Origin of the sequence: Bradyrhizobium sp. ERR14 (assembly GCF_014198235.1) — a bacterium.
GTDB lineage: Bacteria > Pseudomonadota > Alphaproteobacteria > Rhizobiales > Xanthobacteraceae > Bradyrhizobium.
Window position 1 is genome coordinate 153,001 of record NZ_JACIHD010000013.1, and the last position, 26,164, is coordinate 179,164.

A 26,164-nucleotide genomic window follows, 5' to 3' on the forward strand; every position below is an offset into this window, starting at 1 on the left:
GCGTGCGCGATCGCCGCGCACGCCGCAACGGGGTCAGTAGGCGTAGGGCTGCGAGTAGGCGTAGCGCGGGTTGATGCCGCAATAGGCCGATGTGCCGGAGGCCGTCGCCGCACATTGCTGGTAGCTGGCGAACTGGCAGTTGCCGGGATAACCCCAGTTGCGGCCTTGCAGGCAGTATCTGTCGCTTCCGGCCTGGGCCGGGGCCGCCGACAACGATGCGGCGATCAAGGTTGCGAACGATGCAAGCGTGAGGATGGTGCGACGCATTTCGATCTCCTTCATGGTAGGTGGAACGGCCGAGCCTTGGCGTTCCCGTGGCTTGTCTGACGCGGGGTCATGCTGTGTTGGTCTCCCCGGCGCCGGATGCGTTCGAAGTGAGGACCATCGTGACGCAGCCGGCGCCTTGCACTGTGATCTCGGCCACAGTTCGCACACGGGTTCCGACCTATCCTCAGCGAACTTGCACGCCTCGATCCGGTGGGACTAGGCTTGCCTCGTTCGGATCAAGGCATTTGGAGGTTCTCATGCAGAAATCATATTTGCTGGCTGCGGTGGCAGCACTGGCGCTCATGACGCAAACGCCGCATGCCCTGGCCCAAAGCGCGCCGGCCGCCGGCGGAACAGCTGCGCCTGCGGCGACAACCGCTGCGCCGGCAACGACGGCGGCGCCGGCCGCGACCACCGACACTTCCAGCCAGCCGACCGACTCCAAGAAGAGTGTGTCGAAGAAGCCGGCGAAGAAGAAGATGACGCGGCAGCAGGAAATCGATCACTCCGTCGACACCGGCACCGTGCCTGCGCGCTATCGCAGTTCGGTGCCCAAGCAGTACCAGCAATATATTCCGTTCGCTAAGCAGTGACGGATCGCATGGCGGCGCGGGATGCTCAGCTTCGCGCCGCCGGTGCTTTCGAAGAACCGGCGCTTCGACGAACGGCCTGCGACCAACCGCCTCTGCCGGGCGGCTTCCGGTCAATCCCCGATGGCGATCTGCGAGCGCAGTGCTAGAGTAGGCCGAATCCCGGGGGGAGTGATGAGTGACGACGTGAAGGATGCTGGCCTTGTGGCCATGATCAGCAGCATCCTTGGAGGCAACAAGCGCGCAGACAGTGTTGCACCGCCGCCGCTCACCGAGGGTCCGCCGACAGTGCCGTCGAACGGAGCGGACGCCGTCGCGGCGCCCGTCCCTGAGGCGACGTCGACCGGGCAGGAGGATGCGGCCAACGCTGCGCCGGCCGCCGTGGAACCGGTCGAGCCGACTGCGAAAATCGTCACGACCCGGGATGGCAAGCAGTTGTTGCCGGCAGAAGCGATCGCCGATCTCGTGCTTGGCGAGCTCCGCAAGCTGGAGAATTTCCCGGCGACCGGCGCCTCGGTCACGGTCTACGGTTACAGGCACTGGAACGCCATGATCACCTTCGCGCCGTTCTCGACCAATTTCCAGAACGCGACGCGGTTCCGCCAGGCCATGCCGGACCTCGTCTTCAAGCTCCGTCGTTTTGTCGAACTTGAGATATAGTCCAGGGCAATCGGCGGCGCGCGGCGCCGCCACCCCGGACAGTTCGACAGGATCTTTGAATTGAGCGTCGCCTTTACCAAGGAAGAAAGCGCCGAAACCGCGTCCGAGATGCTGTTGCCGGATCGCCCGATCTCGCCGCATCCCAACCTCGTGACGGAAGCAGGGCTGCAGGCGTTGCAGACGCAGCTTCAGCAAGCCCGCGAGGCCTATGAAGCCGCGCAGGCCATCGAGGACGTCAACGAAAAGCGCCGGCAGTCGGCGGTGCCGTTGCGCGACGCCCGCTATCTCACCGAACGGCTGCGCACGGCGCAGCTCGTTCCCGATCCGACCTCGACCGAAACAGTCGCCTTCGGCAGCACCGTGACCTTCAGCCGCAGCGACGGCCGCGTGCAAACCTACCGCATCGTCGGCGAGGACGAAGCCGACCCTAAGGCGGGGACGATCTCGTTCGTCGCGCCGGTCGCGCGGTCGCTGATGGGGAAGGCGGTGGGTGACGTCGTAGGGACGGGCGCGCAGGAGATCGAGATCCTGTCGATCGGGTAGGGGGCGGAGCCCGTATTGGTCTGCCTAGAGCCTGATCCGGAAAAGTGCGAAGCGGTTTTCCGGAAGGATCATGCGCAAACAACAACCCAAAGCGCGATGATGATTCATCCAAATCGCATCGCGCTTTAGGCCTGCGGAAGCGGAACTCCGGTCAGCCTGCCCAATCTTTCGATGAGTGCGTCCTGAAAATCCGGATCGGTCGCCTCACCGGCCGGCTCCTCCCGCCGGAGATGATGCCAGTAGCGCCCGCTGGCCAGAGCGGCGGGCTCCTCGCTCACCGCGAGCCAGGCTTGGGTCTGTTGTCCGGTGTGGAGATCGACCGGGGCGCCCGAGCCACCCATCTTGGTGCGTACCCATCCGGGATCGACGGCGTTGCTCAGGACCTTGGGCCAGCGTCGTGCCAGACCGAACGCCAGCGCGACAACGTGCAGCTTGCTCTCGGCATAGGCCTTGGCCGAATCCCAGGCCCGCTGTGTCCAATCGAGGTCGTCGAGCGAGCCCTCTCCACCGCGGTGCAATCCGCTGCTGAGATACACCAATCGGTCGGGCCGCTCGATCAGGGCCGTCAGCATGTACGGCGCAAGCGTGTTGATCGCCAGGGTTTCGGCATGGCCTTCCGGCGTCGCGCCACGGCTAGGCCGTGTGTAGACGCCGGCGTTGTGGATGATCGCATCCATGCGCCCGATTGCGTTGACCTGATCTGCGATGCTTCTTGCATCTGCGGCACTGCGGAGATCGCCGACCACGATCCCGGCGCAACGCGACGCGAACGCGCCGATATCGGCGGCGCGATCCGCCGACCGCGCGTGCAGCACCACGCGGTGACCTTGATCGACGAGCGATTGCGCCGCTGCCCGGCCGAGGCCGTCCGTGCTGCCGGTGATGAAGATGATCGCCATGCGCTGCTTCTCCGGATGTTTCAGAACGCACTCTACAGCGCCCGCCATCACTTCCGATATTGTTCGTCGCTCACTTTCTCCATCCAGTCGACGTTCTTGCCGCCGGAGGATTCCTGGATGGCAATATGGGTCATCGCCGTCGTCGGCGAGGCGCCATGCCAATGCTTCAGTCCCGGCGGAAACCACACGACGTCGCCCGGCCGGATCTCCTCGATGGTTCCGCCTTCGCGCTGAACCCAACCCAGTCCTGCGGTGACGATGAGCGTCTGTCCGAGCGGATGCGTATGCCAGGCGGTGCGGGCACCCGGCTCGAACGTGACCTGGCCCGCGCCCACCCGAGCCGGATCAGGGGCCTGGAACAGCGGGTCGATGCGTACCGTGCCGGTGAACCAGTCCTGCGGACCCTTCTGGGACGGGCGCGATCCGTTTCGCTTGATGTCGATGTCCAAGTCCATGGTCATGTGCGTCTCCTGTGCGTCCGACGCGCGCGCCTGCGCGCGGCGAATTCCGATGATAACGGCGGTGCTGCCGCCAATGAGCACGTCCCTGCGCCTGATCACGGCACGTCTCCGCTCAGCGCGGCCGCTTTTCGACGACGTCCTTGATCACCGGCGCCGCGGAGAATGCGTTGGGCCAGCCGGCATAGAAGGCGAGATGGCCGAGCACCTCGCCGGCTTCCTCCCGCGTCAACCCGTTGTCCATCGCGCGGTTCAAATGATAGGTGATCTGCGCGACCTGACCGGTCGCGATGAGAGCGCTCACGGTGACCAGGCTGCGGTCGCGTGGCGCCAGCGCCGGCCTCAGCCAGAGATCGCGAAACAGCACGTCGGTCGTGTACTGGACGAGGCTTGGCGTGATCTGCCCGAACTGCTCGCCGACGCGGGTCGCCCGCTGCTTCTCCGCGGCTTCGTCGAGCGGCAGTTGCGGCCCAGAGGCCGGCGGGAGCTGATCAGCCCCGATGTTGCGGCTCTTGAAGACGTCGCGCGCCGCCGGGATCGCATCCACCGCGTTCGCCCAGCCGGTGTAGAAGGCGAGGTGCGTGATGATCTCCGATATCTCCGCCGGCTTCACCCCGTTGTCGAGCGCGCGTGCGAAATAGTCGGGCAGCTCCACGGTCTGGTTGCGCGCGATCAGCGCCGCGACCGTGACGATGCTGCGGTCTCGCGGCGAGACCGGGACGCTTCCAGAGATCGCCGATGACGAACTTTTGCTCGTAGGCTTCGAGCGCCGGCGCAACCGCGCGGATGTCTGCCGATGTCGACATGGGATTTGCTCCTTTGACGGCTGCCGTGTCCGCGGCGACCGGGCCGCCGGCGATGAGCCAGAATGACAACAAGGTGGTTGCGAGCGTTCTCATTGCGGATGTCCTTCGACGGTGAACGGGTGCGCCAGCAGCCACCAGGCGACCAGCGCGGCGCAGAGCACGGTGACGGCGCTGGCGAAAAACAAAACGTTCAGCCTTGCTCCGGTGGCGATCAATCCAAGCGTCGGGCTCGCGATCCCCTGGGCCAAGTCGAGAAAGGCGGTGTAGGCGCCCATGGCCAGGCCGCGGTTCTGCACGGGGACGCGGCGCACGGCCTCGACGCCGAAGCCGGGATAGATCAGCGAAAAGCCGAATCCGGTGAGCGCGGCACCGGCCAGCGCCATCTCGGGTCGTGCCGCAAGCCAGATCAGGGCCTGCCCGGCGGCTTCGACCAGGGCACAGAGAAGCGCAACCCTGGCGCCGCCGATCGCATCGGCCAGATGACTGAACAAGACGCGCGCCAGGATGAAGGCGAGGGCATAGGCCGTGTAAGCAAGCCATCCATTGGCCCATCCGCGGCTGGCAAACAGCAAGGCGACGAACGTCGTCACCGCGCCGAAGCCGACGCTGCCGAGGGCCGATCCGAGGCCCGGCACCCATACCGCGCCGAGCACTTTGGCGAACGACAGGCGGACTTGCTGCACCGGCGCCACCGCGGGAAGCTGCACCACGAACAGCAGAGCCAGCAGCGGCGCTGCCGTCGCCGCGAGCGCGATCGCGGCAAAGCCGTAGGCGGCGTAAAGCGCTGAGCCTGCGGGGGCGCCGATAGCGAAGGCGGCGAACATCGCCGAACCGACCCAGGCGATGACCTTGCCGGTGTTGCCGCTCTCGACGAGGACCAGCCCCCAACTGACCGCGGCCGTGATGATGAAGCTCTCGGCGGCGCCGAGCAGGCCGCGGCCCAGCAGCAGAATGGTCACCGAGGCCAGTGGAGCCTCGGTGAAGCCGAGCGAGAGCAGGTAGAACAGCCCGGACGCCGCGGCCGCGATGAGGCCGGCGATGACACCGCGCTTCGCCCCGCTCCTGTCCGAGACGTGACCGGCCCATGGCCGCGAGACCAGGGATGCCGCGAACTGGCTGCCGGCGACCAGGCCGACCACGAACGTGCCGAACCCCAATCCGTCGTGCACATGAAGCGGAAGCACGGGCATCGCCATGCCGATGACGAGGAAGGCTGCAAAGACGACCGCCATGATCGGCAGCAAATTCGCCGTGACGCGAAACGAGGCGACGGGCTGCATGGCTGTCATGGGCATGCTGATTCAGGGCTCCTGGTGGCTGCTCCGAACCTAGGACCTTCGCCGTGCCTTGATTAGGTGATAGATTTCGAATGAAGTTATTAGGGCCGCTAATCAATGCATCGGGACGACGCGAGCGACCTTCTTGCCTTCCTGGCCGTGGCGCGGGAGCGCAACTTCACGCGCGCGGCGGCGAAGCTTGGCATGACTCAGTCCGCGCTGAGCCAGATCATCCGGAATCTGGAGGAGCGGCTGGGTGTCAGGCTGCTCAATCGAACGACGCGGAGCGTCACTCCGACCCAGGCCGGCGAGCGGCTGTTCCAGAGCATCGGCCCCAAGTTCACCGAGATGGACAACGATCTCGCTGCGCTCGGCGAGTTTCGCGAAAAGCCTGCCGGAACCGTGCGGCTGACCGCGACGGAATATGCCGCCAGCGAAATCCTGCTGCCGGCGCTGGGAAAGCTCCTGCCGAAATACCCCGACATCCATGTCGAGATCATCATCGACTACGGGCTCACCAACATCGTCGCGCAGCAGGTCGATGCGGGCATCCGTCCCGGCGAGCTTGTCGCCAAGGACATGATCGCCGTGCGCGTCAGCCCCGATCTCCGGATGGCCGTCGTCGGCTCTCCGTCCTACTTTGCTGGCCGCAAGCGCCCGAAGACGCCGCAGGATCTGACCCAGCATAATTGCCTCAATCTGCGCCTGCCCACGCATGGCGGTAGCCTCTATGCCTGGGAATTCGAGAAGAACGGGCGGGAGCTCAATGTGCGGGTGGAGGGCCAGCTCGTGTTCAACAGCGCGGGGCTTCTCTTGAACGGAGCGTTGAAGGGCCTCGGCCTTGCCTACCTCACCGAGGGACATGTGCAGCCGTATTTGTCAGAGGGACGTCTTGTCCGCGTGCTCTCGGATTGGTGTCCGCCGTTCTCGGGATACCATCTCTACTATGCCAGCCGGCGCCAGCCTTCGCCGGCCTTCTCGCTGCTGGTAGAGGCGCTGCGATACCGCGGCAAGTAGAACGGCAAGTCGAATCGGCGAGTCGAACGGAATGACCCGCGTCCGGCACTTCAGGCGCGCAGAACATGGAGATTTGATCGATTGCATGGGGTGTGCAGGGTGAGGCGAGGATTGCGGGAGCAATCCCATTCGCCTAAAGCATGAGCCATGCGTTTCCGTTGCCTTGTCCTGATATCGATGGTCTCCGCCGTGTCCGCGAAACAAAGCCCGATGGTTGGATGAGACGGTTTCTGTCGGGAGCGTTGCCGTTCTACGCGCTGGCTGTACTGGCCATGTGCATGTACCTCGTCCTGTACAGGACGAACCTTTTCGATCTGAACGCCATCGTCCATGGCGCGACAGGGTCGTCATGGTTTCTGGTCTTCATGTTCGTCTGCGTGCTGCTGGAAGCGGTCTTCCCGTATTTCGGCTATTTTCCCGGAACCGCCCTCATCCTGATGTCCGTGGCGCTCAATCCGAAGTCGGCGGATGCTTCCGTCTTTGTCGTGGCGTGGCTCGCCATCATCCTGGGCGCCGTCTTGAGTTACGGACAGGCTCGGTTCTTCAGGCCGTTCCTGCAGCGGGTGGCCTCGAAGGCGGCCCTGCGCCGATGTGAGTCCCTGTTCGACGCCTATGGCGCTTACGCCCGCATCGCCTTGTTCGTTCATCCCAACGCCTGCGCGATGTATTTCACGGCGCTCGGACTTCTCGGCCGCAGCCTGACGCGGGAGCTCGCCTATCTCTGTGTGGGTGCAGCCGCCGCCGTGGGCATTCTGTTCGTGATCGTGACCAGACTGGTGTCGTCGGTAGGCCCCACCGATGATGGGGAATTGCAGGTGCTGCTGGCGGCAGCGCTGGCCGCCATGGGGACGCTTGTTGGTCTCTACGCGGCCTGGCGGCCGGAGCGGGTCGCCTGAAGCTTGCTCCGTCTTACACCTCCGCCGGCGGGCGTCGTGATCGCCTGCGATCGACAGGCTTCAGGGCGACGGCGCTGATCTAGCCACACGCTAATAATGCGCCTTTACCCGCCAAGCTTAGTGCAATACGCGAGCGGCTTCTGCTAGCCGGACTTTCTCTCTGAGGCCCTCGAGATCCTGTATTGCCTTAAGCAATCTCACCAAATCGGAAGCTATGTGTGCCAGAGTAGGCCTTTGCGGCTTTGGGGTTCGAGATTTCTGTTTCATCGCGAAACGGCTCCCTGCCAGGACCGGTAAAGATAGGCCGGGATTGGCAAGGACCGTGCCAGGGAAGCGGAACCGGCATTTCAGGCCAGAGAGCGCGCAGGAGGCAAGTGAAAGGGTTATCTGGCCGGTGCCGCTTTCCATCCATACGACTGGCGTGCGATCTGGCCAGTGATGTCGGTGTCGTTTTCGTCAGAGAGGCGCCAGGCCGCCACCCCGAAGCAGACGGTTAGAACCACGGCTGTTGTTAGAAGCAGCATTGATAGAAACTGGCTCACACCTACACCCCCGAATACGACGCATGAGCCAGCGACCATGGAACGTCGATTCGGAAAATGCAGATGCGTTGACCTAGTAGCAGGTATCCCCAAGCTACGCACAATGCGCAATATCCTTGGTTGCAATTGTTATTCGCTCAAGCCGTTGAGATTGAATCAGGTTCTGATCGACCAGCGGAGTGCCGTTCCATGGTTTGGAAAACAGCCGCTCAAGAACGCACGCTCAAACCCGCCCGCGGCCTGGGGGCGAAAGTGCAGGCAGCATTTGGTGCTGGCGCGAACCGCGTTGAGATCGTTGCGGACTTCGCATCCCGCGTTGCCGAAAGAGCGGCCGAAACAAAAGATGAAGATCCGATCGTTGCTAGCGCTACGAGCACTACCCCGAAAATTAGGCTGCGCATTTAATCCTCCCTCACTCCATCTCAGCATCGGACGGCGATGTTTCAGCGCCGCTTCGTTTGGCCGCCAAAATGGTTTCGTGCACGCGACCGTGAAGTGTGGATTTCCTTTGCTCTGGCCCATGGGCTCTCTAAGCAGAAGCAGAGCCCAGCCGGCCTCAGCCGCCCAGACTGCTCCAAGAACGCGCGCGGCCAGGGCTGCTGTGGACCGATAGCGCTTACAAGTCCGATGACTATTGGGACGAGCCCCGATAGGACAGGTGAGCTGAATGAATGGTCGGGAATGCAGCGGCCCCGGCACCCGTTCGCTGAGGCCGCTTTTATTTGCTCGGTAAGCGGAACGACTTTCCCAATTCCGAGTCGAATCCAAGCTCCCGGCAAGTCCCCAAATCAAAAGCCCCCGTCGGGAGCAAACCTTCCCCAAGGTTGGCGACCTCGGCCCCAAACCGAGGTCGCTTGTCATAAATGTGGAAAAAGGCGTCGGCAAGGCGTGTGCGAGCAACGCAAATCGCGCGCTTCTTGCTTTGAATGCGCCCGTTGCAGTCGCGTGAGAGCGGAATTAAATCAAACCTGATTTCCGTGGCAAAGTGCTTTTAATTCAGTCATTTAAAGCTGGAGTGTCGCGGCAGAGACTTTCGGCTGCCGTGCCATGATTGCCGCAGCAGGAAGCTTAAAGGTCATATCAACCGTTTCCAGTAAGCTTTGGGCTTGACCGACGCATAATGCGAGTTCCCATTTAAATCTCCAGTTCGAGATGAGTCGGGATTTGCCGTGGGTATTTACTTGCTCTCGCTCGCGGCGTGCGTTGTCGGGGTTCTTCTATTCATGGCATTCCATCGATAGGGCCGACAACGGACGCAACAGTTACATTGAATCCTCAACCCAAGCCGAAATTAATGATTTTGGCCGGTTGTTTTTGACTGTGCACAGTTGCTCGCGTTCAATTCCAAAGGTGGAGGCGAACGTGTTTTTGAACTGGGTCCTCGTTATTCTTATCGGCGTCAGCGTTGCGGTCCTGATAGCCCACGCGATTGACGCGATGCGCTCCTGACGTGCGCTTCTGGCGATGATCTCTGATGGACCTTGTCGGTACGGGCAGCGCACAGCCCAGCGCGATGAAGTTCTTCAAGATCGATGAACTCCACGGCTCGCTGTCTTAATGAAACCCTGGCCGCAAAGCCGGCATGGAGCCAAGCCATAGATTGCGTGTGCCCAGCTTTGCGCAAACTGTTTCCCCACCAGGCATTGAACTTGTACGCTGACGGCGGCAACGGTCTGCCGAGAATTGCTTCAATTTCCGAGAACGTGAGCCGAATCGTTTGCGCTCCTGTGCGCTGTAGCTCTTCCCGTAGTGGATCGTAAACGGACATAACATTTGGCTCGTCGCGTTGGCCCGTAGGCGTCCCTGCCATGCTCCGGGTATCTGGTGCAGCTGATTGATCGCTCCGCTTCGCCCAGCATGAGTCGGCTCGCATCACCAGATTCAATTGCTCCTGGATCAGCGACGATAGCGCAGCGAGTATCGATTAGTGCACTTTTTGCTCAAGGTCTCTCAGTAGCGAGTGCAGAAAGTCGCTGGCATGGTCATATTGAGCGTTGCCGTTCGTGATTTGACGGACGCGCGGGCTCACCAAGCGACCAACAGTTTCGGAGCGGAGCAGCTCAGCTCTGTCCGAACACTGCAGCAGTAAAGCATCGGGTAAATCTTCCGCAGATCCGAACAGCTTCAAGAGACAATGTTCGCCCTCGGTCTTACGGTCGTGATGCGCCCTCGCAGCATATAAAGCAAACAGCCCACGGAAAGCATCGCGGGAAACGGCAGGTTTTCCCATCGGAACGCCCTTAAAATTAAATCCATAATAAAGGCAAGTCTGAAGCATTGGTGCGGAAAAAGCTAGCGCAAAATTAAATCAACCCGTATCTCGCATTGGGAGATTAGAAGCGGTCCGAAATCAGCCGCCGCAATAGCCGCACCTGGATCCGGCGATCTGCCACCATGTGGACCCAAAGCAGCGCGACTTGTGGAGCTCGCTGCTTCGGTAGATCGAGGAGGCGAATTGACGCGTGGTCGATTGAAAATCAACTAACGATACGTCTGGTCGGAGGCACCTGATGGTGGAATAATTCCGACGCTTTCTTGATTGGATTTTGACGTCGGCCGCGAACCGGCTGGCGACCTGGATTTTCATCATGGCCGCGCTTCCTCAGGGCGTTGTGGCGGAATTGCAGCACGAGAACGCGCGGCTCCTGGCCGAATTGCGCGCCGCACAAGATCGCGAGACCGCCACCGCGGACATCCTCAAAATCATTGCCAGTTCGCCATCGGAGGTAAGGCCGGTATTCGATGCGATCGCGAGGCGCGCCAATGCCCTGCTCGGCGGCTTTTCGACGACCGTATTCCGCTTCATCGACGGCACTGCCCATTTGGCGGCCTTCACGCCGACCAATTCTGCCGCCGATCATGCTTTGCAGCAGATGTTTCCGCGGCCGATTGCCGATTTCGAGAGTTTTGAAAGGACGCGGGCCGGTAAGGTGGTGCCGACCCCCGATACCGAAGCGCTGACAAACGACATCAAATTCATCGCGCGCGCCCGCGGCTTTCGCAGCATGTTGTTCGTTCCGCTCGCGACCGGAGGCGTGGTGATCGGCATGATCAGCGTAACGCGGGTCGAGCCCGGTAACTTCGCTCCACATCATGTGCAACTTCTGCAGACTTTCGCCGATCAGGCCGTTATCGCCATCGAGAATGCGCGGCTGTTCGATGAGGTGCAGGCGCGCACTGACGACTTGCGGGAATCGCTGCAGCAGCAGACGGCGACCGCCGATGTGTTGAAGGTCATCAGCCGCTCCGCGTTTGATTTGCAAACCGTCCTCGACACGCTCACGGAATCGGCGGCGTGGCTGAGTGGTGCCGACATGGCGGCAATCGTCCGGCAGGACGCCGACGGCTACTATCATGCAACTCGGTACAATTTCTCGCCCGAGTGGGCCGAAGTCTCGGCGGGCATTCGACTCAATGCTGGACGCGGCAGCGTCGTTGGGCGCGTCCTGCTGTCCGGCAAGGCTGTCCAGATCCAGGATGTCGTGGCCGATCCCGAATACGCTTATCCCGAGCAGCAGAGGGCCGGCGGTTACCGGACCCTCCTGGGCGTACCTTTGCTTCGATCCGGAGAAACGATCGGCGTGCTGTTCCTGGGTCGCAAGGCCGTGAACTCGTTCACGGACAAGCAGATCGACCTGGTCTCCACTTTCGCCGATCAGGCCGTGATCGCGATTGAGAATGTCCGGCTGTTCGATGAGGTCCAAGCGAAGACCCGCGATCTCGCCGAATCGCTCCAGCAGCAGACCGCGACTTCCGACGTGCTGAAGGTGATCAGCCGCTCGACCTTCGATCTGCAGACCGTGCTCAACACGCTGGTCGATTCGGCGGCACGGCTGTGCGAAGCGGAGATGGCGTTCATCATGCGTCGCGAGGGCGATGAATACCAGGCCGGAGCAGCGGTGGGGTTTTCGGAGGAATACATCGCGTTCCTGCAGGGTCACCCGATTACGCCCGGCCGGAGCACGGTTACAGGCCGGGCCGTACTCGAGCGCCGCCCGGTGCAGATCCTCGATGTCGCTGCCGACCCCGAATACAGGCTGCGCGAGTCGACGACCATGGCTGGTCAGCGCACGGCGCTCGGTGTTCCCCTCATGCGCGAAAATGAGCCGATCGGCGCGCTCGTGATCGCTCGCAAGCGCGTGCAGCCCTTCACGGAAAAACAGATCGAGCTGGTCGCCACCTTCGCCGACCAGGCCGTGATCGCCATCGAGAATGCGCGGTTGCTCAAGGAGTTGCGCCAACGCAGTGAGGATCTCAGCGAGTCGCTGCGCCAGCAGACCGCAACGGCCGACGTACTCAAGGTAATCAGCCGTTCGGCGTTCGACTTGCCCAATGTTCTCGAAACGCTTGTCAGTTCGGCCGCACGGCTCTGCGGCGACCCCAGAGCGGCGATCTATCTCATTCGCGATGGTCTGCTGCACCTGGAGGCCGCCCATAACAACCCACCGGAATGGGTCGCGCTACGCAAGAGCCAACCGCTTGCGCCGAGCCGCGACACGCCGAGCGGCCGGGCTGCGCTCACTGGCCGGGTCGACCATGTCGCCGATCTCATGAAAGACCCCGACTTCTCGCGGCATGACCTCGCGAGAATCGGCGGCTATCGCGCGACCCTCAACATACCTCTGGTACGCGAGGGCGCCGCGATCGGGGTGCTCAGTCTGGCGCGACCGGAGCCGGGCCCGTTTACCTCGCGACAGATTGAGATCGTGCAGACCTTTGCCGACCAGGCCGTGATCGCCATCGAGAATGTACGGCTGTTCGAACAATTGCAGACCAGAACGCGAGACCTGTCCGAGGCACTGACGTACCAGACCGGCAGCGCCAATATCTTGCGGGTTATCGCTTCCTCGCCGACCGAGGTCGGTCCGGTGCTCAAGGCGATCGTGGAAAGCGCATGCGGGCTTTGCGAGGCATATGATGCACTGGTGGTTCTGAGGGACGGCGACGACATCGTCATCCAGGCGCACCATGGACAAGTTCCCGTGGTGTGGAGCCGGCGGGCGATCAGTGTCAAGTCGCCCACCGGCCGGGCGATTATCGATCGTCGCACCGTTCAAGTACGCGACTTGCTTGGGCCCGATGGAGAGGAATACCCGATAGGACGCGAATATGCGGTTCGCTCCAACGTTCGGACTGTTTTGAGTGTGCCGCTCTTGCGCGAAGGCGAGAGCATGGGGGCGATCGTACTGCGTCGCATGGAGGTACGCCCATTCGACGACAAGCAGATCACCCTGCTTCAGACTTTTGCTGATCAAGCTGTCATCGCCATCGGCAACGTGCGTCTGTTCGAGCAGTTGAACGAATCGTTAGAGCGGCAGACGGCAACGTCGGAGGTGCTGGAGATCATAAGCGCTTCATCGGGCGCATTGACTCCGGTGTTCGACAAAATGCTGGAGAACGCGACGCGAATTTGCGGCGCCGGCTTCGGCACCATGAATCTCTATGAGGACGGCGGCTTTCGCACGGTCGCATTGCATAACGCGCCACAGGCTTATGTTGATACCCGGCTGTACCAGAGCATCCGCCCACATCCGGCGAGCGGGCTCGGCACCGTCGAGAAAACCCATCAGACGGTTCATATCGACGATATCAGGACTCAGTCGCCCTATGTCGAAGGCAACCCGAACGTTCGCGCGCTTGCCGACCTTGCCGGCGCAAGGACGCTCGTCATCGTGCCGATGCTCAGGGAAGATGAGCTGATCGGGACCATCACGATCTTTCGCCAGGAAGTGAAACCCTTCACAGACAAGCAGATCGAGCTCGTGTCCAATTTCGCGCACCAGGGCGTGATCGCGATCGAGAATGCACGCCTGCTGAACGAGCTGCGCGAGCGCACTATGGAACTGTCGCAATCGCTCGAGGAATTGCGAAATGCGCAGGATCGGTTGATCCAGACCGAGAAGCTTGCCTCGCTCGGGCAACTCACCGCCGGCATTGCGCATGAGATCAAGAACCCGCTCAATTTCGTCAACAATTTCGCTGCGCTTTCCTCCGAACTCATCGACGAACTCGGCGACGCGCTGCGCTCGGCCGGGCTCGGCGAGGCAGCAAGGCTGGACATCGACGCGCTGATACACATGCTGCAAGGCAACCTGGAAAAGATCGTGCAGCACGGAACGCGCGCCGATTCCATTGTCAAGAATATGCTTCTGCACTCTCGCGAAGGGTCTGGCGAACGCCGCGCGGCCGATATCAACGCCATCCTCGAGGAAAGCCTCAACCTTGCTTATCACGGAGCGCGCGCCGAGAAAGCAGGCTTCAATATCACGCTTGAAAGGGACCTCGATCCGTCTGCGGGCGCGCTCGATCTGTATCCGCAGGAAATCACGCGGGTGTTCCTCAATCTCGTTTCAAACGGCTTCTACGCGGCGAGCAAACAAAAGGACGCCGCCGGCGACGGCTTCGAGCCAAGGCTGCGCGCGACGACCACAAACCTCGGCGGCGCCGTCGAGATCCGGATTCGCGACAATGGCGCCGGCATCCCGGCCGACGTGAGAGAGAAGATATTCAACCCATTCTTCACGACCAAGCCCGCAGGCGAAGGAACTGGCCTTGGCCTTTCAATCTGCCACGACATCATCGTGAAACAGCACGGCGGCAGCATCGAGGTCGATACCGAGCCCGGCGATTATACGGAGTTCATCATCAGGCTGCCGCGTAGGCTGGCGGCGCCATTGCAGACCGGAGGCAGAAGTTGAGCGTCTTCATAATGGTGGTTGACGACGAGCCCGATGTAGAGGTGCTGTTCCGCCAGCAGTTTCGGCGCGATCTGCGCTGCGGTCGTTTTCGCATGGAATTTGTACCGTCGGCACCGCTGGCGTTGCAGCGCGCGGCCGAGACAGAGGATGCAACCCTGATTCTGATCCTGTCCGACATCAACATGCCCGGAATGAGCGGGCTGGAGCTGCTGCCTATCGTGCGCTCGGCCCGCCCCGATGTACCGGTCATCATGATCACGGCCTATGGTGACGCCGAGACCAGGCGCAAGGCGCTGGCGAACGGCGCAGCCGACCTGTTGACCAAGCCAATCGACTTCGCGGCGCTTCGCCAGGAGATCGATGCGAGGCTTGAGCAGGTCGCATGACCGCAAGCATTGTTGATGACAACCGGAACGACGCGAAGTGAAATTATCGTAGGCATCAATTCAAGCGAAACTAGGCATCCTGCGTCACTGCTCACTGCAAACACCGGAGGTCGAAAATGAAGACGCTCTTGGTCCCGCTTCAGAATATTCCGATGATGACATCCACGCTCGATGTCGCCGTACGCCTTGCGCAACGTACCGGCGCCTATATCGAAGGCTTTCCGCTCCGGTTCGGCATCCCGCAATATCTAGCCGCGGAATTGGCCACCGGCATTCTGTTAGATACGTATGAAGTGAAGAGCGAAGCCGAATTGAACGACATGCGCGACTTTTTCGAAGCATTCATGCTGAAGCACGATGTTCCTCGATCCCCTGCCGGATCGGGTCGACCGTGCTTCGGCTGGCTGGAGAGCGCGCCTGAGGGCGAAGACTTTGTCGGAAGTTACGGGCGCGCCTTCGATCTGATCGTGATGGCACGGTCTGACATTGATGCTGCGGGCCCTCACCGCCGCGCGATTGAGTCCGCGCTGTTCGAGAGCGGCAGGCCCGTTCTACTTGTGCCATCGAATGCACCGAGAAGCGTCGCAACAAACATCATGATCCACTGGAACGGGAGTACCGAGCAAGCTCGGGCCAACGCATTTGCCATGCCGTTGCTTCGTCTGGCCGAAAGGGTATCAGTCCTAACCGTCGTTGGCGGCCAAGCGGTACCAGGACCGTCTGCCGATCAGATCCTCCAGCAACTGCGGTACAATGACATTGCAGCGCAGGCGAGAACGGTTGAACTGGAGAATCGTGATACCGGACAGGCAGTGCTCGATGCCTGCAGAGCTGAAGGCTGCGACCTCTTGATCAAGGGAGCCTTCACACGCACCCGCTTGCGGCAAATGATATTCGGCGGGGCGACCAGCTATATCATGGAGCATGCGCAGCTGCCTGTCCTGATGGCTCATTAGAACGCGCGCCTCTCTTCAGATCATGCCGTCCTGCTCCTGTCTTGCCTGACGAGCCAAACCAGGGTTCGGTAAAGGCGCCACTCCGACCGGAGGATACTGGCGGGCGATCTGGAAGGCGCGCTCGCGCGCATGCGGGTCGGCACGGTCTTGCGCCCATCCGTGCGCCTCGCACTCGCGGATGGCGTCGGCCTCCTGCAGCACGCTCAGTGCCCATCCACGCAACGCGCGTATCGCCCGCGGTCTTTCCTTCGTCATCAGCATCGAGTGTTCCTGCCGGGACGAATCCTTCCGCCCTTCTGCTCGTTCCGAGCGGTTAACACAGGGCAGGGATTCGCAAATGTGCAGGTCGATCTTGTCCACCTGTTCCGGGAAAGCCTGTCGACAGCTACAGGTCAGATTTCAGGAGTGCTGCGGCAGCACGAGCACTACATTGATCTGACGCTCGAGTATCTTTGGAAGCTATGATTGAATCTGCAGCGCGAACTCGCCCTCGATCTGCGCCGCTGCGTTCTCGTCCCGGGCGTAGACATAAAGGATATCACCGTCCACTCCGTCGAACCGGACCGCTCAAAAAGGTGATCGAACCGGTCTGAACCGACGATGAGCGCCATTCGCGCGGCTATCGCGTGATCCTGTACCTCCGTCACCACCATATTAGAACGCCAATTTCTTCTACCCCTCAACCGAATAGGCCGCCGTGCGGCTCCACGACTTGCGGCGAGCGGGCCGCAAAAACGCGAGAAATGATCAGTTTGGCAGGTTCGGATCAATTCGTCTCGCAAATGGCTGCAAGCGCCTCAGTACCGTTGATGCGGACTCCCACTTTCCAGGCTCAAGGCCAAATTCAGGACGTGACGTCAAGGACGTCAGGACGAGGCCGTCATTTGCTTGGAGGGCCACAAACGTTGTGCGCAAAGCGGGCACGCGTACCTGCGCAAAATCCTTGGTGCCGCCAGGTGCTTGCGCGGTCGAGTTCGCTTTTATATCGCTGCGGGCACGTGCCTCGTTTGGCGTTCCGAACGCTGCAGCGACCCATTCCCCTTTTACCTCTGCGATAGTGACGGAGGATTTGGTCTTTCCATCGACGGTGATCGAATAAACAAACTGGCCCGTCGGACGCAGCAGCTTCATGGGATCGCCGCCGTCCCACTCCCGTAGAGGATCAAGCCCGATCATGTAGTCGGCAACTGGGTCTCCGATCGAAGCGTGGGAGGCGTCACCGGGAGCGTCAAGACCAAGTGTCTTGAACTGCGTCGGAGCGTTCGAGATCGAGCGGAAAGTGTCGAGGGATTGGGCCGCAGCGGAAGTGGCCGCGGCAGGTGCTGCAGTTTGCAGTTTGGCGTCCTGTGATATGGCTGGCGCCGCGGCAAGGACGAGGATGCTCGACAGAGCTACCGTGTTAGCGAATGTCATAGAAGTCGTCCCAATGGGTGTGATCACCTGGAAGCTGATCGTAGACCTCGTAGAGGATTGTCCGAGTCGCTCCGATATTCGGTTCCCATGGATCGTTGACATGGACGTAGTTCTTTCCATCGGGCGTCGTGGTGTAGCCCGTTGCGACCATCATATGGCCACCATTCCCGATCCAGCGCCAACTGAAGGCGAAAGGCGTGAAGCTGCAAGGCTCGCCTGCCTTCTTGGCGGCAAGCTGACTGCGCAGCTGATTCCAAGTCAACGGAGTGCCGTTTGTACGCTTGAATTGAAATCCGTATCTCTCGAACTCCGGCCAACCGCCTGAAACACATTCGTCGGGTGTCGGGGAATTGCAGCAGTCGCTGCGGTGCAGACGATGGTTCGCCTGAATGCATTGCTCGACCGACTTTCCTAGATACTCCATGACCATCTGACCGCTTGCCGCCCAGCACCACATACCCGTCTTTTGTGGGCGTAAGGTGACCTGAAGTTCCATCGTGCCAGGCGGATCGCAAGACGGCACCGCTGCGGGTGCCGCTTGGGCAAACGCCCCGCTCGAAGCCGCTGCAGCCAATCCAACGATCAACAATGCGCGGACTAGCATCTTCACTCTCCTCGAATGTCGCTCGATCAAAATTCCTAGAATAAACAATTCGGGTTGGGCTTACGGTTTGAGCTGCTGCTCTGTCTTAACTTCAGAAAGGTAGAAGGCCGGCAGGGCGGTTAGGGCGCGATTGTATCCGCTCTCGCGGCTCGCGTTCATCGTCCGTCTTCCTGCGCTTCCCTTGTTCTACTCCGCCAGGCCCAGGTGCCAAGTTGGCGCCTTGCGTCAAGGTTACCGCAATTGTGCGCTGTGGCTGGCGGCCATATTGGGGTGCAAATTCGTCAGCGTAAGTGATGCAATAGACAACGGGATCAGTGAGACGCAGCTGCTTAAATGTGTTCTCTCTTGTGCGGGCATCCTGGACGCAAAGGTTGTAGCGCGCTCGCCAAGGCGCAGGCCGCAAGAATGGCGCGTTTAGGTCTCCGTCAAAACGCACAACATTTTTGATTCCCCCCTCTGACGGCGGATCCAAACGGGGAAACACGAGACTAAGCGTCAGTTTGTGAATGTCCAGTCGCGACGCGCCGATGCCGGCAGTCGCCGCCACAGGCCGGAACTGATTAGGCACGGGCTCCAGTCTTACCGCGGCGCCAGCGCCTCCACCGGCCTCTGTCGTAAAGGTCAGTGTGTCGACAAAGCTGTCCTTAGCACCCCCTTGCTGTTCGATATCGATGAAAGTCTCGACAACGCGTCCCACTCCGATCGCCCCTGTTAACGGATAGATGAAGTTTGCTGGATTTTCTGGCTGTTCAAAAACCCCGAGACACCGCTCGCGATTGGTGAGCAGTTCGTCCCAAGTGTCCTCCGAGGTGAATACACGGTGACCTTGGCGCGTCAGATCGAGCGATGCGGAAGCCCCGGCGTCCAGCACATTTGACGTCATCCAGGGAAGATTAAATGCTGCACTGGCGCCGGAGATGTTACGCTCCCTGATATCGAAGTCGAACGCGTAAACCACCGCGACTTTTGCTATCTTTCGGAGCAACACCTTCTGCTTTGGGCTCAAGCTTGTTAGGAGTTTCTTCGACTCTCCGCTCGCTGCGGCAATCTGTGTTGCAATCCGTTCGGGAGTAGCTGGAAGATCGATGAGTTCTTTGGCAAGCATGTAGTTGATGACTGCGGACCTCATCTCGCAACGAGCATAGCGGACGATGTCCTCAGTCTTTGAATAGCCGACGTCGTCGGGTATGGGATAAAATGAACAACCTCCAAGCCCCGCCGTCAAAATACAGAGGGCCCAATTCACCGCGCGCATCGTTGTCCCCGCCCAACTTAAATGACTTCGCAAACTAAAAAAGTCTTACTGACGAAATTTGTCGAGCTCACCCACGTAAGCGAGCTTGTCCCCCCATACATCCCTAGCGTGTCTAAGCAGCTTGTGCTGGTCAAGTAAAAAATCGTGTGGGAATAGTCTTTTCCGTCGGTCAATGTCGCTGGCGCAATCCACGAGACGGGAGCGCAGCGGGTTAAACACCCGGTCAAAGACGCTTGCTTTGAAGCGCTCCGATTTCACGCCCAGTAGGGCGCGGCTAGAACGTTCGGAAATATCCAACGCAATAGCTCTTGATTGGTAGAGCGATGTCACGAGAGCATCGGCCTTCCGTGAAACGGTGACACGCATGGGTTTGTCAATTCGCTTTTATCTGTTCGCCCAGGACGGGCTTCTAGCGATCTCGCAGCGCGTCATGATGGGGCTGATCCGCGGCCAGGACGCAATGCCGCAGTATGCCGGCGCGAGACAGAGGGTCGCGGACGTCATCCTCGAAAACGACGGAAGCCAGTTCGGATAGAGAGGGCTCAAGGAAGCTGTCTGACGTTCGACGAGAACGGACAGGTACATAAAGACCTTGTGGCATCCGGATTTGCCGCGTTTGAGACCGGAATGGCGCTCGATAAGGCCCTCAAGCAGCCGCAGACGACGATCGTTGATCTCGCTCCTAAACTAAATCGCGAGAAGTGCGAGCGTGAGAACCGCTGGACGCTCTCCAAGGAGGATCTCGACGCCATCCCCGATGATATTTGGCGGCGCAAGCAGGCGAGCAAACCCCGGGTAGTTCGAGCGCAAGCGGCAGCTCCTACGCCTCCTAAAGTGACATACGAGGCCAAGGAGAGGATCCGAGAGATCAGGACGAGCTTGATTAGCATCGCCAACAAGCTTCAATGGCTAAGCGAGCCTGCTCTGAAGGGCGCCGCGTTTGAGGTGCGCGAGAACGCCAAGATCGAAGCGGGTGGGCCGCTGTGACTCGGGATTGCCGCGGCGGCTGATCGCTATCACGAGATCCAGATTCGCCGACGCACAGGTCGGGGTGTCTGGTAATGCGCTTTGTGGAGATACTACGATGGGATGCGGTTCAACGAACTGGAGAAGTGATCGCAAGCCTCAGTGAGCGCTGCGATTCCAAAGCGAAAGCAGAGGAGGCGGCTCGGAGACTTATGACCCAGAATGCCAACTGCTTTACCGCGGAGACGTCGGTCCATACCGAGGTGCTATGCGAACTGGAGTGGGATGAAGAGGCGGGAGCCAAGCTGCTCTAGGTCCAGAACGCGGGGTGAACAGAATCCCCGGTCATTGCCCGCTTGTTGCCGCTGAGTTCTACTCTTCCGTGCCTGCAACTGCCGAATAGGCTCGCGGACGAAATACAAAATAGGTGGAATAACAGAGGTCTTAATGGTGGGCGCACAAGGGATCGAACCTTGGACCTCTCCCGTGTGAAGGGAACGCTCTCCCGCTGAGCTATGCGCCCGGGACCATCATGCAGACGGCCGGACCTGTTCGGCCGGCCGGCGCATCGGAGCCCGCGATTTAGAAGTGCGGGCTTAAGGTGTCAAGTTTCCAGGCGCCGCGGGGGCGGAAAACCTTGGCCGGTCGCGCAAATTCGCAAGGGAGGGCGGATTTCGGGCCGCTTACGCGCCCTGCTGGCGGGCGCGGGAGGCGTGGGCCTGCAGCGCCCGGATCCGCTCGGCCAACGTTCCGCCGCCTTCGGGCAGGCTGCCTGCGGCCGCGCCGTTGGTCGCGGCGTCGTTGGCCGGGCGTGGCGCCGGCTTCGGCGGCTGGCCGGCCTCGGCCGCCAGCAGCGCCTCGATCGGCGAGTTCGGGCCTTCGAGCTGCATCGCGAGTTTCGCCACCTCGGCGGCGATGTCGTTGATGCGCTCGCGGAGCAGCGCATTCTCCATGCGCTCGGTCGCCCAGGAGCTTTCCGCCTGCTGCTGGATCGCGTTGATGTCGCGCTGGAGTTTGGCGCGCTCGTCGCGGGCGGTGCGCAGCTGCTCCTCGAGCGCGGTCTTTTCCGCGCGCAGCGCTTCCATGGCGGCCGAGGATTTGCCGCCGCTCAAGGCCGCGATCTGGACGCGCAGCTCCTTGATGGTGCGCTCATCGCCCTCATGGGCCTGGCGGAGCTGGTTGTTCTCATAGTCGCGCTCGGCGAGCAGCTTGCCTTGCGTCGCGAGCCGTCCCTCGAGGTCGGCGACGCGGCCCGACAGCATCTCGGCCTCCTTCACCTGTCCGATCAGCTGGCGATCGAGCTCGGTGACCCGCTGGCTCAGATTCTCGACCCGGCCGCGGGCATCGCCGAGCTCGCGCGAGGCGGTCTCGGATTCGGTCCGCTCCTGCGCGAGGCGCGCTTGGGTGGCGGCAAATTCCTTCTCGGCATCGCCGACGCGGTTCTTCAATTCCTCGATCTGGGCGCGCACCGCGACCAGCTCGACCTGGCGGCTCTCCGCCATCATCGAGCGGTCGGACAGTTCGGAGTTGATCTTGGCGAGCTCGTTCTGCTTGTCGGTCAGGGCATTCTCGGCGGCGCGCAGGGCTTCGGTCTTGGCGTTGAATTCCTCTTCGGTGGCGCGGAGCTGCTCCTTCACCGCCTTCTCGCGCGCCTCCAGCGCGAAGATCGTGGCGTTCTTCTCGCCGAGCTCGATCTTCATGCGGTTGATGGCGTCGCTCTTCTTGCCGAGCTCGGCGAGCTGGCTCGTGGTCTTGTTCTTGAGCTGGTCGACGCTCATCTCGAGCCGCCGCGCCGACATGGCGAATTCGGCGCGGAGCTGGTCCTTGTCGGCCTGGATCTCGGCCATCGACAGCGGCGTTGCGGCCTCCAACCGGCGCGTGGTTAGGCGCACGGCGCGGTTATGCACGAGCGGCACGATCGCGAGCCCGCACAGCATCGAAAGCAGGAAACCGATCGCCAGGTACATGATCGGTTCGACCATGGGGCAGAACTCCCAAGCTTAAGGAAAAATTCACCAACGACCATGCCATGGCGGCCCGGCAAAAAGCCAGCCCCGGCCTGTCGTTAACCTTGATCCGTAAGCCCGATGGGAGAGGAAAACCCTAGAATGGGTTCCAGGTCGCACGCGGCGTGTATTTGAGATAGCCGATATTGGCGCCTAGCCTGAGGCCGAGCCCGGACCGGATCGGCACCAGCACGATGTTGTTGGCGGTGAGCGCCGTCATGCCGAAGCCGCCGATGATGTAGGCCGAGCCGTCGAGGCCGGCGAAGCGCTGGTAGATCGCGTTGGTGGCGGGCAGGTTATAGACCAGCGTCATGGTGCGCGCGCCGTCGCCGCCCCAGTCGAAGCCGAGCGAGGGGCCCTGCCAGTAGACGCGCAAGTCGCCGGCGTTCTTGGTGTAGAGCGTGCCTTCGCCGTAGCGCAGGCCGGCGACGAACGCGCCGGAACCTTCCTCACCCAGGATATAGCCGTTGGGCAGGCCCCATTGGCTGATCGCCTTCTCGATGATCGAGGCGAGCCCGCGCGAGACGTTGCCGAAGAAACGGTGCCCGGCGCCGACGAGCTCGTCCGGCCCGTAGGTGCTGGGCGTCGGGGTCCGCTGCGGCGGCGGCAGATTGGGCGGCGGCGCCTGCTGGGCGGAGGCCGGCACGATCCAGCCGACCATCGCGGCAAGCGCGAGCGCAGCAAGGCGTGATGCGAAAGTCATAAAAGAACCCCTGGTACCGAAACCGGTCGCTTCCTTAACCTGACGCCAACAGGCGAGGCTCTAGGTTGCGCCGGATGTCCCCTCGACTCGGATGTTATCCGCAGCAACTATGACGGCACAACGGCAGGAAGATAGCCCTTTGCGCCCCGGAATTGCCTTGATCGGCCTCCTCGTCTGCCTGCTGTCGGGCCTATGGGTCACCGGCCCGGTCACGCCGGCCGGGGCCGCCACCACCGAGCGGGTCGTCGTCAACCGCTTCACCGGCGTCGCCATCGAAGGGTTCGACCCCGTCGCCTATTTCGTCGATGGCCGGGCCTTGCGGGGCACGGCGGAGTTCGAGGCGAACCTCTGGGGTGCGGTCTGGCGCTTCCGCAACGAGGGCAACCGCGCTTCCTTCCTGGCCTATCCCGAAATCTATGGGCCGCAATTCGGCGGCTACGACCCCGCCGATATCGCCCGCGGGGTCACCGTCGCCGGCAATCCCCGCTTCTTCGCGATCGTGGCGCAGCGGCTCTATCTGTTCAGCCGGGAGGCCAATCGCGACGCCTTCGCCGCCAATCCCGAGCGGTTCCTCTATGAGGTCGGCAAACGCTGGCCCGCCCTTCAGGACAGGCTCGGTCAGTAGCAGCCTTCAGAGTCTGGCCGCCTGCGGGTCGCCCCAGGCGATGAACTCCGGGATGATGAAGCCGCTGGCGTGCCGTTCGCCGAAGCGGAGCTCGCCGCCCTTGCCGTCGGTCACCTTGCCGCCGGCCGCGGTCACGACCGCAGAGCCGGCCCCGACGTCCCATTCACAAGTGGGCCCGAAGCGGGGGTAGATGTCGGCGCTGCCTTCCGCGATCCGGCCGAATTTCACCGCCGAGCCGACCATCCGCCTGACGGCGTTGGGCCTGTTATCGATGAACGCTTCGCTCCTGGGATCGCCGTGCGAGCGGCTCACCGCCGCGATCCAGGGCTCGCCTTGCGCCGGCAGCTTGCGGGTGTGGATCGGCTCGGCCGCACCGATGGTAGCGCCGTCAAAGCTCACGCGCTCGGCGCCGCGGCCGACGATGCCGCGCCAGAGCAGGCCGAGCGCGGGCGCGCTGACGATGCCCAGCAGCGGCACGCCTGATGTCACCAAAGCGAGGTTGACGGTGAACTCGTCGCGACCGGCGACGAACTCCTTGGTGCCGTCGAGCGGGTCGATCAGGAAGAAGCTGCCATCAAACGAGGGCGAGGCGAGCTCGGTCCGCTCTTCCGACAAGGTCGGAACGTCGCCCGCAAGCTGGGCCAGGCCGTCCGCGATGATATGGTCGGCGGCAAGGTCCGCCTCGGTGACCGGCGAGCCGTCCTGCTTGCCGTCGATCCGCATCGCCGCGCGGTTGACGCTGAGGATCGCCTCGCCCGCCTTCACCACCAGCGCGGTGAGCGGCTCCATCAACCGGGATGCGGCCTCGGCGTCGATGATCCTCACCTGTGTGCCTCATTCGTCAGCAAGTCTCGTCCCCCTCAGTTGATTCGCCCGCCGCCCTTTATGGCCGCTTCGAACCTATCGCAAGCTAGCTGCCACGGGCTGGCGAATGTTAGAACCCGCAGCATCCGTCAAGCATGCGTGATTCGCGGCGTCCAGCGCCGTGCATTTCAGGAACCCTCCAGGACCCCTTTATATGTCTGACGCCTCGTCGCCCGCGACCGCTACTGCTCCCGATATGCTCGAACTCGCAGCACTATTGTGCTCGCGGGTCTGCCACGATCTCATCAGCCCCGTCGGCGCCATCGTCAACGGGCTCGAAGTGCTCGACGACGATCCCAAGCCGGAAGATCGCGAATTCGCGCTCGACCTGATTCGCAAGAGCGCCAAGACCGCCTCCGCCCGGCTCCAGTTCTGCCGTCTCGCCTTCGGCGCCGCCGGCTCCTCCGGCGCGCAGATCGATCTCGGCGATGCCCAGACCATGGCGCGCGGCCACATCGAGGATGGCAAGTGCTCGATCACCTGGAATCTGCCGCGGCTCCTGCTGCCGAAGAATCGCGTCAAGCTGCTGCTCAACATGCTGGTCGTGTCCCAGCACACGATCCCGCGCGGCGGCATGCTGACGATCGACCCGATCGGCGAGGGCGAGACGATGAGCTTTCGCATCACCGCGACCGGACATAATGCGCGTCTGCCGCAGAACATCTCCGAGCTGCTGAGCGGCGAGCGCGGCCCTGCTGCGGATGCGCATGCGATCCAGCCTTACTATACGCGGCTGCTGGCGCAGGCCTGCGGTCTCACCGTGACGCTCAAGCCGGAAGGCGAAGCCATCATCATTACCGCTTCGTAAACGCGCGCAGCGCGCTCGGCATCTTAATCAAATCTTTACGAGGCGCTTCGGCTTGTCCGGAGCGCCTTATCTCTTTGTTGGTTCCGTTCTTTTGCACATACTCAACCAATATTAAACGCTTTGCGGTGAAGCTGGCCCCATTCCGAATAGGCGCATCACAATTCGTGCGTGCCCGCCCTGTATGAAGGCCTGTTTTCATGGATGATCTGTTGCGGGAGTTTTTGACGGAGACCAGCGAGAGCCTGGACACCGTCGACAACCAGTTGGTGAAGTTCGAGCAGGAGCCGAACAACGCCAAGATCCTGGATAACATCTTCCGCCTGGTCCACACCATCAAGGGCACCTGCGGCTTCCTCGGATTGCCGCGGCTGGAAGCGCTGGCGCATGCCGGCGAGACGTTGATGGGCAAATTCCGTGACGGCATGCCGGTGACGGGGCAGGCGGTGACGGTGATCCTGTCCTCGATCGACCGCATCAAGGAAATTTTGGCCGGCCTGGAAGCCACCGAAGCCGAGCCGGAGGGGACCGACCGCGATCTCATCGACAAGCTGGAAGCGATGGTCGAGCAGGGCATGGCGGCAATGGCGGCAGGTACCGCTGCTCCCGTCACTGAGGCCCCGCCGCTGGCGCCGGAAGCACCGGTTGCCGCTGCTGCGCCGGCAAACATGACCACGGGGTCGCTGATCGAGCAGACCCTGGAGCGCCCGCTGCGTCCGGGCGAAGTCTCGCTCGACGAGCTCGAGCGCGCCTTCCGCGAGACCGCGATCGAAGCGCCGGCGCCCGCGCCCGTTGCCAAGGCTGAAGCCAAGGCCGAGCCCGCGCCGGCCGCTGAAGCGCCCGCGCCCGCCGCCAAGGAAGCAAAGCCCGCCAAGGAGAAGGCCGCGCCGAAGAAGTCGATGGCCGACGAGGGCGCATCCGAAGGCGA

At 61.9% G+C, this 26,164-nt stretch carries 28 protein-coding genes, 1 tRNA gene and 1 pseudogene; 14 read left to right on the forward strand and 16 right to left on the reverse strand.

What is annotated here, in order from left to right:
- Positions 1-33: 33 nt before the first annotated feature.
- Positions 34-267, reverse strand: a complete 234-nt coding sequence (locus GGD62_RS28800; protein ID WP_018317209.1) for a DUF3551 domain-containing protein — start codon at positions 265-267, stop codon at positions 34-36.
- A gap of 257 nt (positions 268-524) precedes the next feature.
- On the opposite strand from GGD62_RS28800, the gene GGD62_RS28805 reads away from it, so the two are divergent.
- From GGD62_RS28805 to greA, 3 genes are all read left to right on the forward strand, one after another.
- Complete coding sequence (locus GGD62_RS28805; RefSeq protein WP_183711524.1) at positions 525-860, forward strand: hypothetical protein; 336 nt, start codon at positions 525-527, stop codon at positions 858-860.
- Between the two features lie 171 nt (positions 861-1,031).
- Positions 1,032-1,517 (forward strand): hypothetical protein, encoded by a 486-nt coding sequence (locus GGD62_RS28810; protein ID WP_183711565.1) that lies wholly within the window; start codon positions 1,032-1,034, stop codon positions 1,515-1,517.
- A gap of 60 nt (positions 1,518-1,577) precedes the next feature.
- Complete coding sequence (greA, locus tag GGD62_RS28815) at positions 1,578-2,060, forward strand: transcription elongation factor GreA (protein ID WP_183711525.1); 483 nt, start codon at positions 1,578-1,580, stop codon at positions 2,058-2,060.
- A 125-nt stretch (positions 2,061-2,185) separates the two neighbouring features.
- On the opposite strand, the gene GGD62_RS28820 is transcribed toward greA, so the two are convergent.
- The 4 genes and pseudogenes from GGD62_RS28820 to GGD62_RS28835 all read right to left on the reverse strand — a co-directional run bounded on the left by GGD62_RS28820 (position 2,186) and on the right by GGD62_RS28835 (position 5,518).
- Positions 2,186-2,959 carry an SDR family NAD(P)-dependent oxidoreductase gene (locus GGD62_RS28820; protein WP_183711526.1) on the reverse strand — a complete coding sequence of 258 codons (774 nt, stop codon included), beginning with the start codon at positions 2,957-2,959 and terminating at the stop codon, positions 2,186-2,188.
- A gap of 47 nt (positions 2,960-3,006) precedes the next feature.
- Entirely contained in the window at positions 3,007-3,402 is a 396-nt protein-coding gene (locus GGD62_RS28825; RefSeq protein ID WP_198293688.1) for a cupin domain-containing protein, read from the reverse strand.
- A gap of 130 nt (positions 3,403-3,532) precedes the next feature.
- Positions 3,533-4,316: pseudogene (locus GGD62_RS28830) on the reverse strand (carboxymuconolactone decarboxylase family protein).
- On the reverse strand, positions 4,313-5,518 hold the full coding sequence (locus GGD62_RS28835; RefSeq protein ID WP_246800335.1) for an arabinose transporter: 1,206 nt from the start codon (positions 5,516-5,518) through the stop codon (positions 4,313-4,315). The pseudogene GGD62_RS28830 and the gene GGD62_RS28835 overlap by 4 nt, the downstream one beginning before the upstream one ends.
- Before the next feature lie 99 nt (positions 5,519-5,617).
- On the opposite strand from GGD62_RS28835, the gene GGD62_RS28840 reads away from it, so the two are divergent.
- From GGD62_RS28840 to GGD62_RS28850, 3 genes are all read left to right on the forward strand, one after another.
- Positions 5,618-6,517, forward strand: coding sequence for a LysR family transcriptional regulator (locus GGD62_RS28840; protein WP_179734915.1), 900 nt, complete (start codon positions 5,618-5,620; stop codon positions 6,515-6,517).
- 218 nt (positions 6,518-6,735) lie between these two features.
- The gene (locus GGD62_RS28845; protein WP_183711569.1) at positions 6,736-7,413 is read left to right on the forward strand and encodes a hypothetical protein; all 678 of its coding nucleotides are present in this window, start codon (positions 6,736-6,738) and stop codon (positions 7,411-7,413) included.
- A gap of 731 nt (positions 7,414-8,144) precedes the next feature.
- Complete coding sequence (locus tag GGD62_RS28850; protein WP_183711529.1) at positions 8,145-8,360, forward strand: hypothetical protein; 216 nt, start codon at positions 8,145-8,147, stop codon at positions 8,358-8,360.
- Positions 8,361-9,293: 933 nt separating this feature from the next.
- On the opposite strand, the gene GGD62_RS28855 is transcribed toward GGD62_RS28850, so the two are convergent.
- Together GGD62_RS28855 and GGD62_RS28860 are read right to left on the reverse strand one after the other, a co-directional pair.
- Positions 9,294-9,482, reverse strand: a complete 189-nt coding sequence (locus tag GGD62_RS28855) for a hypothetical protein (RefSeq protein ID WP_183711531.1) — start codon at positions 9,480-9,482, stop codon at positions 9,294-9,296.
- 397 nt (positions 9,483-9,879) lie between these two features.
- Positions 9,880-10,185: a hypothetical protein gene (locus tag GGD62_RS28860; RefSeq protein WP_026201808.1), complete on the reverse strand. Its 306-nt coding sequence runs from the start codon at positions 10,183-10,185 to the stop codon at positions 9,880-9,882.
- A 358-nt stretch (positions 10,186-10,543) separates the two neighbouring features.
- Between GGD62_RS28860 and GGD62_RS28865 the strand changes: the two genes are divergently transcribed.
- The 3 genes from GGD62_RS28865 (at position 10,544) to GGD62_RS28875 (ending at position 15,995) form a co-directional block, all read left to right on the forward strand.
- Positions 10,544-14,653, forward strand: a complete 4,110-nt coding sequence (locus GGD62_RS28865) for a GAF domain-containing protein (protein ID WP_246800336.1) — start codon at positions 10,544-10,546, stop codon at positions 14,651-14,653.
- Entirely contained in the window at positions 14,650-15,039 is a 390-nt protein-coding gene (locus GGD62_RS28870) for a response regulator (RefSeq protein WP_092260790.1), read from the forward strand. The genes GGD62_RS28865 and GGD62_RS28870 overlap by 4 nt, the downstream gene beginning before the upstream one ends.
- 116 nt (positions 15,040-15,155) lie before the next feature.
- Complete coding sequence (locus GGD62_RS28875; protein WP_183711535.1) at positions 15,156-15,995, forward strand: universal stress protein; 840 nt, start codon at positions 15,156-15,158, stop codon at positions 15,993-15,995.
- Between the two features lie 15 nt (positions 15,996-16,010).
- Here the strand turns inward: GGD62_RS28875 and GGD62_RS28880 are convergent, their stop codons facing one another.
- The 5 genes from GGD62_RS28880 to GGD62_RS28900 form a co-directional block, all read right to left on the reverse strand.
- Entirely contained in the window at positions 16,011-16,256 is a 246-nt protein-coding gene (locus tag GGD62_RS28880) for a hypothetical protein (RefSeq protein ID WP_183711571.1), read from the reverse strand.
- 486 nt (positions 16,257-16,742) lie between these two features.
- Positions 16,743-17,408 (reverse strand): hypothetical protein, encoded by a 666-nt coding sequence (locus GGD62_RS28885; protein ID WP_183711537.1) that lies wholly within the window; start codon positions 17,406-17,408, stop codon positions 16,743-16,745.
- Entirely contained in the window at positions 17,395-18,012 is a 618-nt protein-coding gene (locus tag GGD62_RS28890) for a C39 family peptidase (protein WP_183711539.1), read from the reverse strand. The genes GGD62_RS28885 and GGD62_RS28890 overlap by 14 nt, the downstream gene beginning before the upstream one ends.
- Positions 18,013-18,103: 91 nt before the next feature.
- Positions 18,104-19,267, reverse strand: coding sequence for a hypothetical protein (locus GGD62_RS28895; protein WP_183711541.1), 1,164 nt, complete (start codon positions 19,265-19,267; stop codon positions 18,104-18,106).
- A 45-nt stretch (positions 19,268-19,312) separates the two neighbouring features.
- Complete coding sequence (locus GGD62_RS28900; protein ID WP_183711543.1) at positions 19,313-19,633, reverse strand: hypothetical protein; 321 nt, start codon at positions 19,631-19,633, stop codon at positions 19,313-19,315.
- Between GGD62_RS28900 and GGD62_RS28905 the strand changes: the two genes are divergently transcribed.
- Positions 19,632-19,802: a hypothetical protein gene (locus tag GGD62_RS28905; RefSeq protein ID WP_183711545.1), complete on the forward strand. Its 171-nt coding sequence runs from the start codon at positions 19,632-19,634 to the stop codon at positions 19,800-19,802. The genes GGD62_RS28900 and GGD62_RS28905 overlap by 2 nt on opposite strands.
- 92 nt (positions 19,803-19,894) lie before the next feature.
- Positions 19,895-20,254, forward strand: coding sequence for a hypothetical protein (locus tag GGD62_RS28910; RefSeq protein WP_183711547.1), 360 nt, complete (start codon positions 19,895-19,897; stop codon positions 20,252-20,254).
- A 427-nt stretch (positions 20,255-20,681) separates the two neighbouring features.
- Here GGD62_RS28910 and GGD62_RS28915 read toward each other — a convergent pair.
- From GGD62_RS28915 to GGD62_RS28925, 3 genes are all read right to left on the reverse strand, one after another.
- Positions 20,682-20,756 (reverse strand) — tRNA-Val (locus GGD62_RS28915).
- A 160-nt stretch (positions 20,757-20,916) separates the two neighbouring features.
- Complete coding sequence (locus tag GGD62_RS28920) at positions 20,917-22,215, reverse strand: hypothetical protein (protein ID WP_018322431.1); 1,299 nt, start codon at positions 22,213-22,215, stop codon at positions 20,917-20,919.
- 121 nt (positions 22,216-22,336) lie between these two features.
- Entirely contained in the window at positions 22,337-22,942 is a 606-nt protein-coding gene (locus tag GGD62_RS28925) for a DUF1134 domain-containing protein (RefSeq protein WP_018322430.1), read from the reverse strand.
- A 139-nt stretch (positions 22,943-23,081) separates the two neighbouring features.
- On the opposite strand from GGD62_RS28925, the gene GGD62_RS28930 reads away from it, so the two are divergent.
- A complete protein-coding gene (locus tag GGD62_RS28930; RefSeq protein WP_092260794.1) occupies positions 23,082-23,567 on the forward strand; it encodes a YHS domain-containing (seleno)protein in 486 nt (161 codons plus the stop codon).
- A gap of 6 nt (positions 23,568-23,573) precedes the next feature.
- Here the strand turns inward: GGD62_RS28930 and GGD62_RS28935 are convergent, their stop codons facing one another.
- Entirely contained in the window at positions 23,574-24,356 is a 783-nt protein-coding gene (locus GGD62_RS28935; protein WP_183711573.1) for a 3'(2'),5'-bisphosphate nucleotidase CysQ, read from the reverse strand.
- 229 nt (positions 24,357-24,585) lie between these two features.
- Here GGD62_RS28935 and chpT point away from each other — a divergent pair, with 229 nt between their 5' ends.
- Positions 24,586-25,239 (forward strand): histidine phosphotransferase ChpT, encoded by a 654-nt coding sequence (gene chpT, locus GGD62_RS28940; protein ID WP_026202749.1) that lies wholly within the window; start codon positions 24,586-24,588, stop codon positions 25,237-25,239.
- Between the two features lie 197 nt (positions 25,240-25,436).
- Positions 25,437-26,164, forward strand: a 728-nt coding sequence (locus GGD62_RS28945; RefSeq protein WP_183711549.1) for an Hpt domain-containing protein, incomplete at its 3' end; no start/stop codon positions are given.

Bases quoted from the DNA above. Each gene is read 5' to 3' on its own strand.
- GGD62_RS28800 (WP_018317209.1), bottom strand. From the start codon at position 267: ATGCGTCGCACCATCCTCACGCTTGCATCGTTCGCAACCTTGATCGCC.
- GGD62_RS28805 (WP_183711524.1), top strand. From the start codon at position 525: ATGCAGAAATCATATTTGCTGGCTGCGGTGGCAGCACTGGCGCTCATG.
- GGD62_RS28810 (WP_183711565.1), top strand. From the start codon at position 1,032: ATGAGTGACGACGTGAAGGATGCTGGCCTTGTGGCCATGATCAGCAGC.
- GGD62_RS28820 (WP_183711526.1), bottom strand. From the start codon at position 2,959: ATGGCGATCATCTTCATCACCGGCAGCACGGACGGCCTCGGCCGGGCA.
- GGD62_RS28835 (WP_246800335.1), bottom strand. From the start codon at position 5,518: ATGCCCATGACAGCCATGCAGCCCGTCGCCTCGTTTCGCGTCACGGCG.
- GGD62_RS28840 (WP_179734915.1), top strand. From the start codon at position 5,618: ATGCATCGGGACGACGCGAGCGACCTTCTTGCCTTCCTGGCCGTGGCG.
- GGD62_RS28845 (WP_183711569.1), top strand. From the start codon at position 6,736: ATGAGACGGTTTCTGTCGGGAGCGTTGCCGTTCTACGCGCTGGCTGTA.
- GGD62_RS28850 (WP_183711529.1), top strand. From the start codon at position 8,145: ATGGTTTGGAAAACAGCCGCTCAAGAACGCACGCTCAAACCCGCCCGC.
- GGD62_RS28860 (WP_026201808.1), bottom strand. From the start codon at position 10,185: ATGGGAAAACCTGCCGTTTCCCGCGATGCTTTCCGTGGGCTGTTTGCT.
- GGD62_RS28865 (WP_246800336.1), top strand. From the start codon at position 10,544: ATGGCCGCGCTTCCTCAGGGCGTTGTGGCGGAATTGCAGCACGAGAAC.
- GGD62_RS28875 (WP_183711535.1), top strand. From the start codon at position 15,156: ATGAAGACGCTCTTGGTCCCGCTTCAGAATATTCCGATGATGACATCC.
- GGD62_RS28880 (WP_183711571.1), bottom strand. From the start codon at position 16,256: ATGCTGATGACGAAGGAAAGACCGCGGGCGATACGCGCGTTGCGTGGA.
- GGD62_RS28885 (WP_183711537.1), bottom strand. From the start codon at position 17,408: ATGACATTCGCTAACACGGTAGCTCTGTCGAGCATCCTCGTCCTTGCC.
- GGD62_RS28890 (WP_183711539.1), bottom strand. From the start codon at position 18,012: ATGCTAGTCCGCGCATTGTTGATCGTTGGATTGGCTGCAGCGGCTTCG.
- GGD62_RS28895 (WP_183711541.1), bottom strand. From the start codon at position 19,267: ATGCGCGCGGTGAATTGGGCCCTCTGTATTTTGACGGCGGGGCTTGGA.
- GGD62_RS28905 (WP_183711545.1), top strand. From the start codon at position 19,632: ATGGGTTTGTCAATTCGCTTTTATCTGTTCGCCCAGGACGGGCTTCTA.
- GGD62_RS28900 (WP_183711543.1), bottom strand. From the start codon at position 19,633: ATGCGTGTCACCGTTTCACGGAAGGCCGATGCTCTCGTGACATCGCTC.
- GGD62_RS28910 (WP_183711547.1), top strand. From the start codon at position 19,895: ATGGCGCTCGATAAGGCCCTCAAGCAGCCGCAGACGACGATCGTTGAT.
- GGD62_RS28920 (WP_018322431.1), bottom strand. From the start codon at position 22,215: ATGGTCGAACCGATCATGTACCTGGCGATCGGTTTCCTGCTTTCGATG.
- GGD62_RS28925 (WP_018322430.1), bottom strand. From the start codon at position 22,942: ATGACTTTCGCATCACGCCTTGCTGCGCTCGCGCTTGCCGCGATGGTC.
- GGD62_RS28935 (WP_183711573.1), bottom strand. From the start codon at position 24,356: ATGGAGCCGCTCACCGCGCTGGTGGTGAAGGCGGGCGAGGCGATCCTC.
- chpT (WP_026202749.1), top strand. From the start codon at position 24,586: ATGTCTGACGCCTCGTCGCCCGCGACCGCTACTGCTCCCGATATGCTC.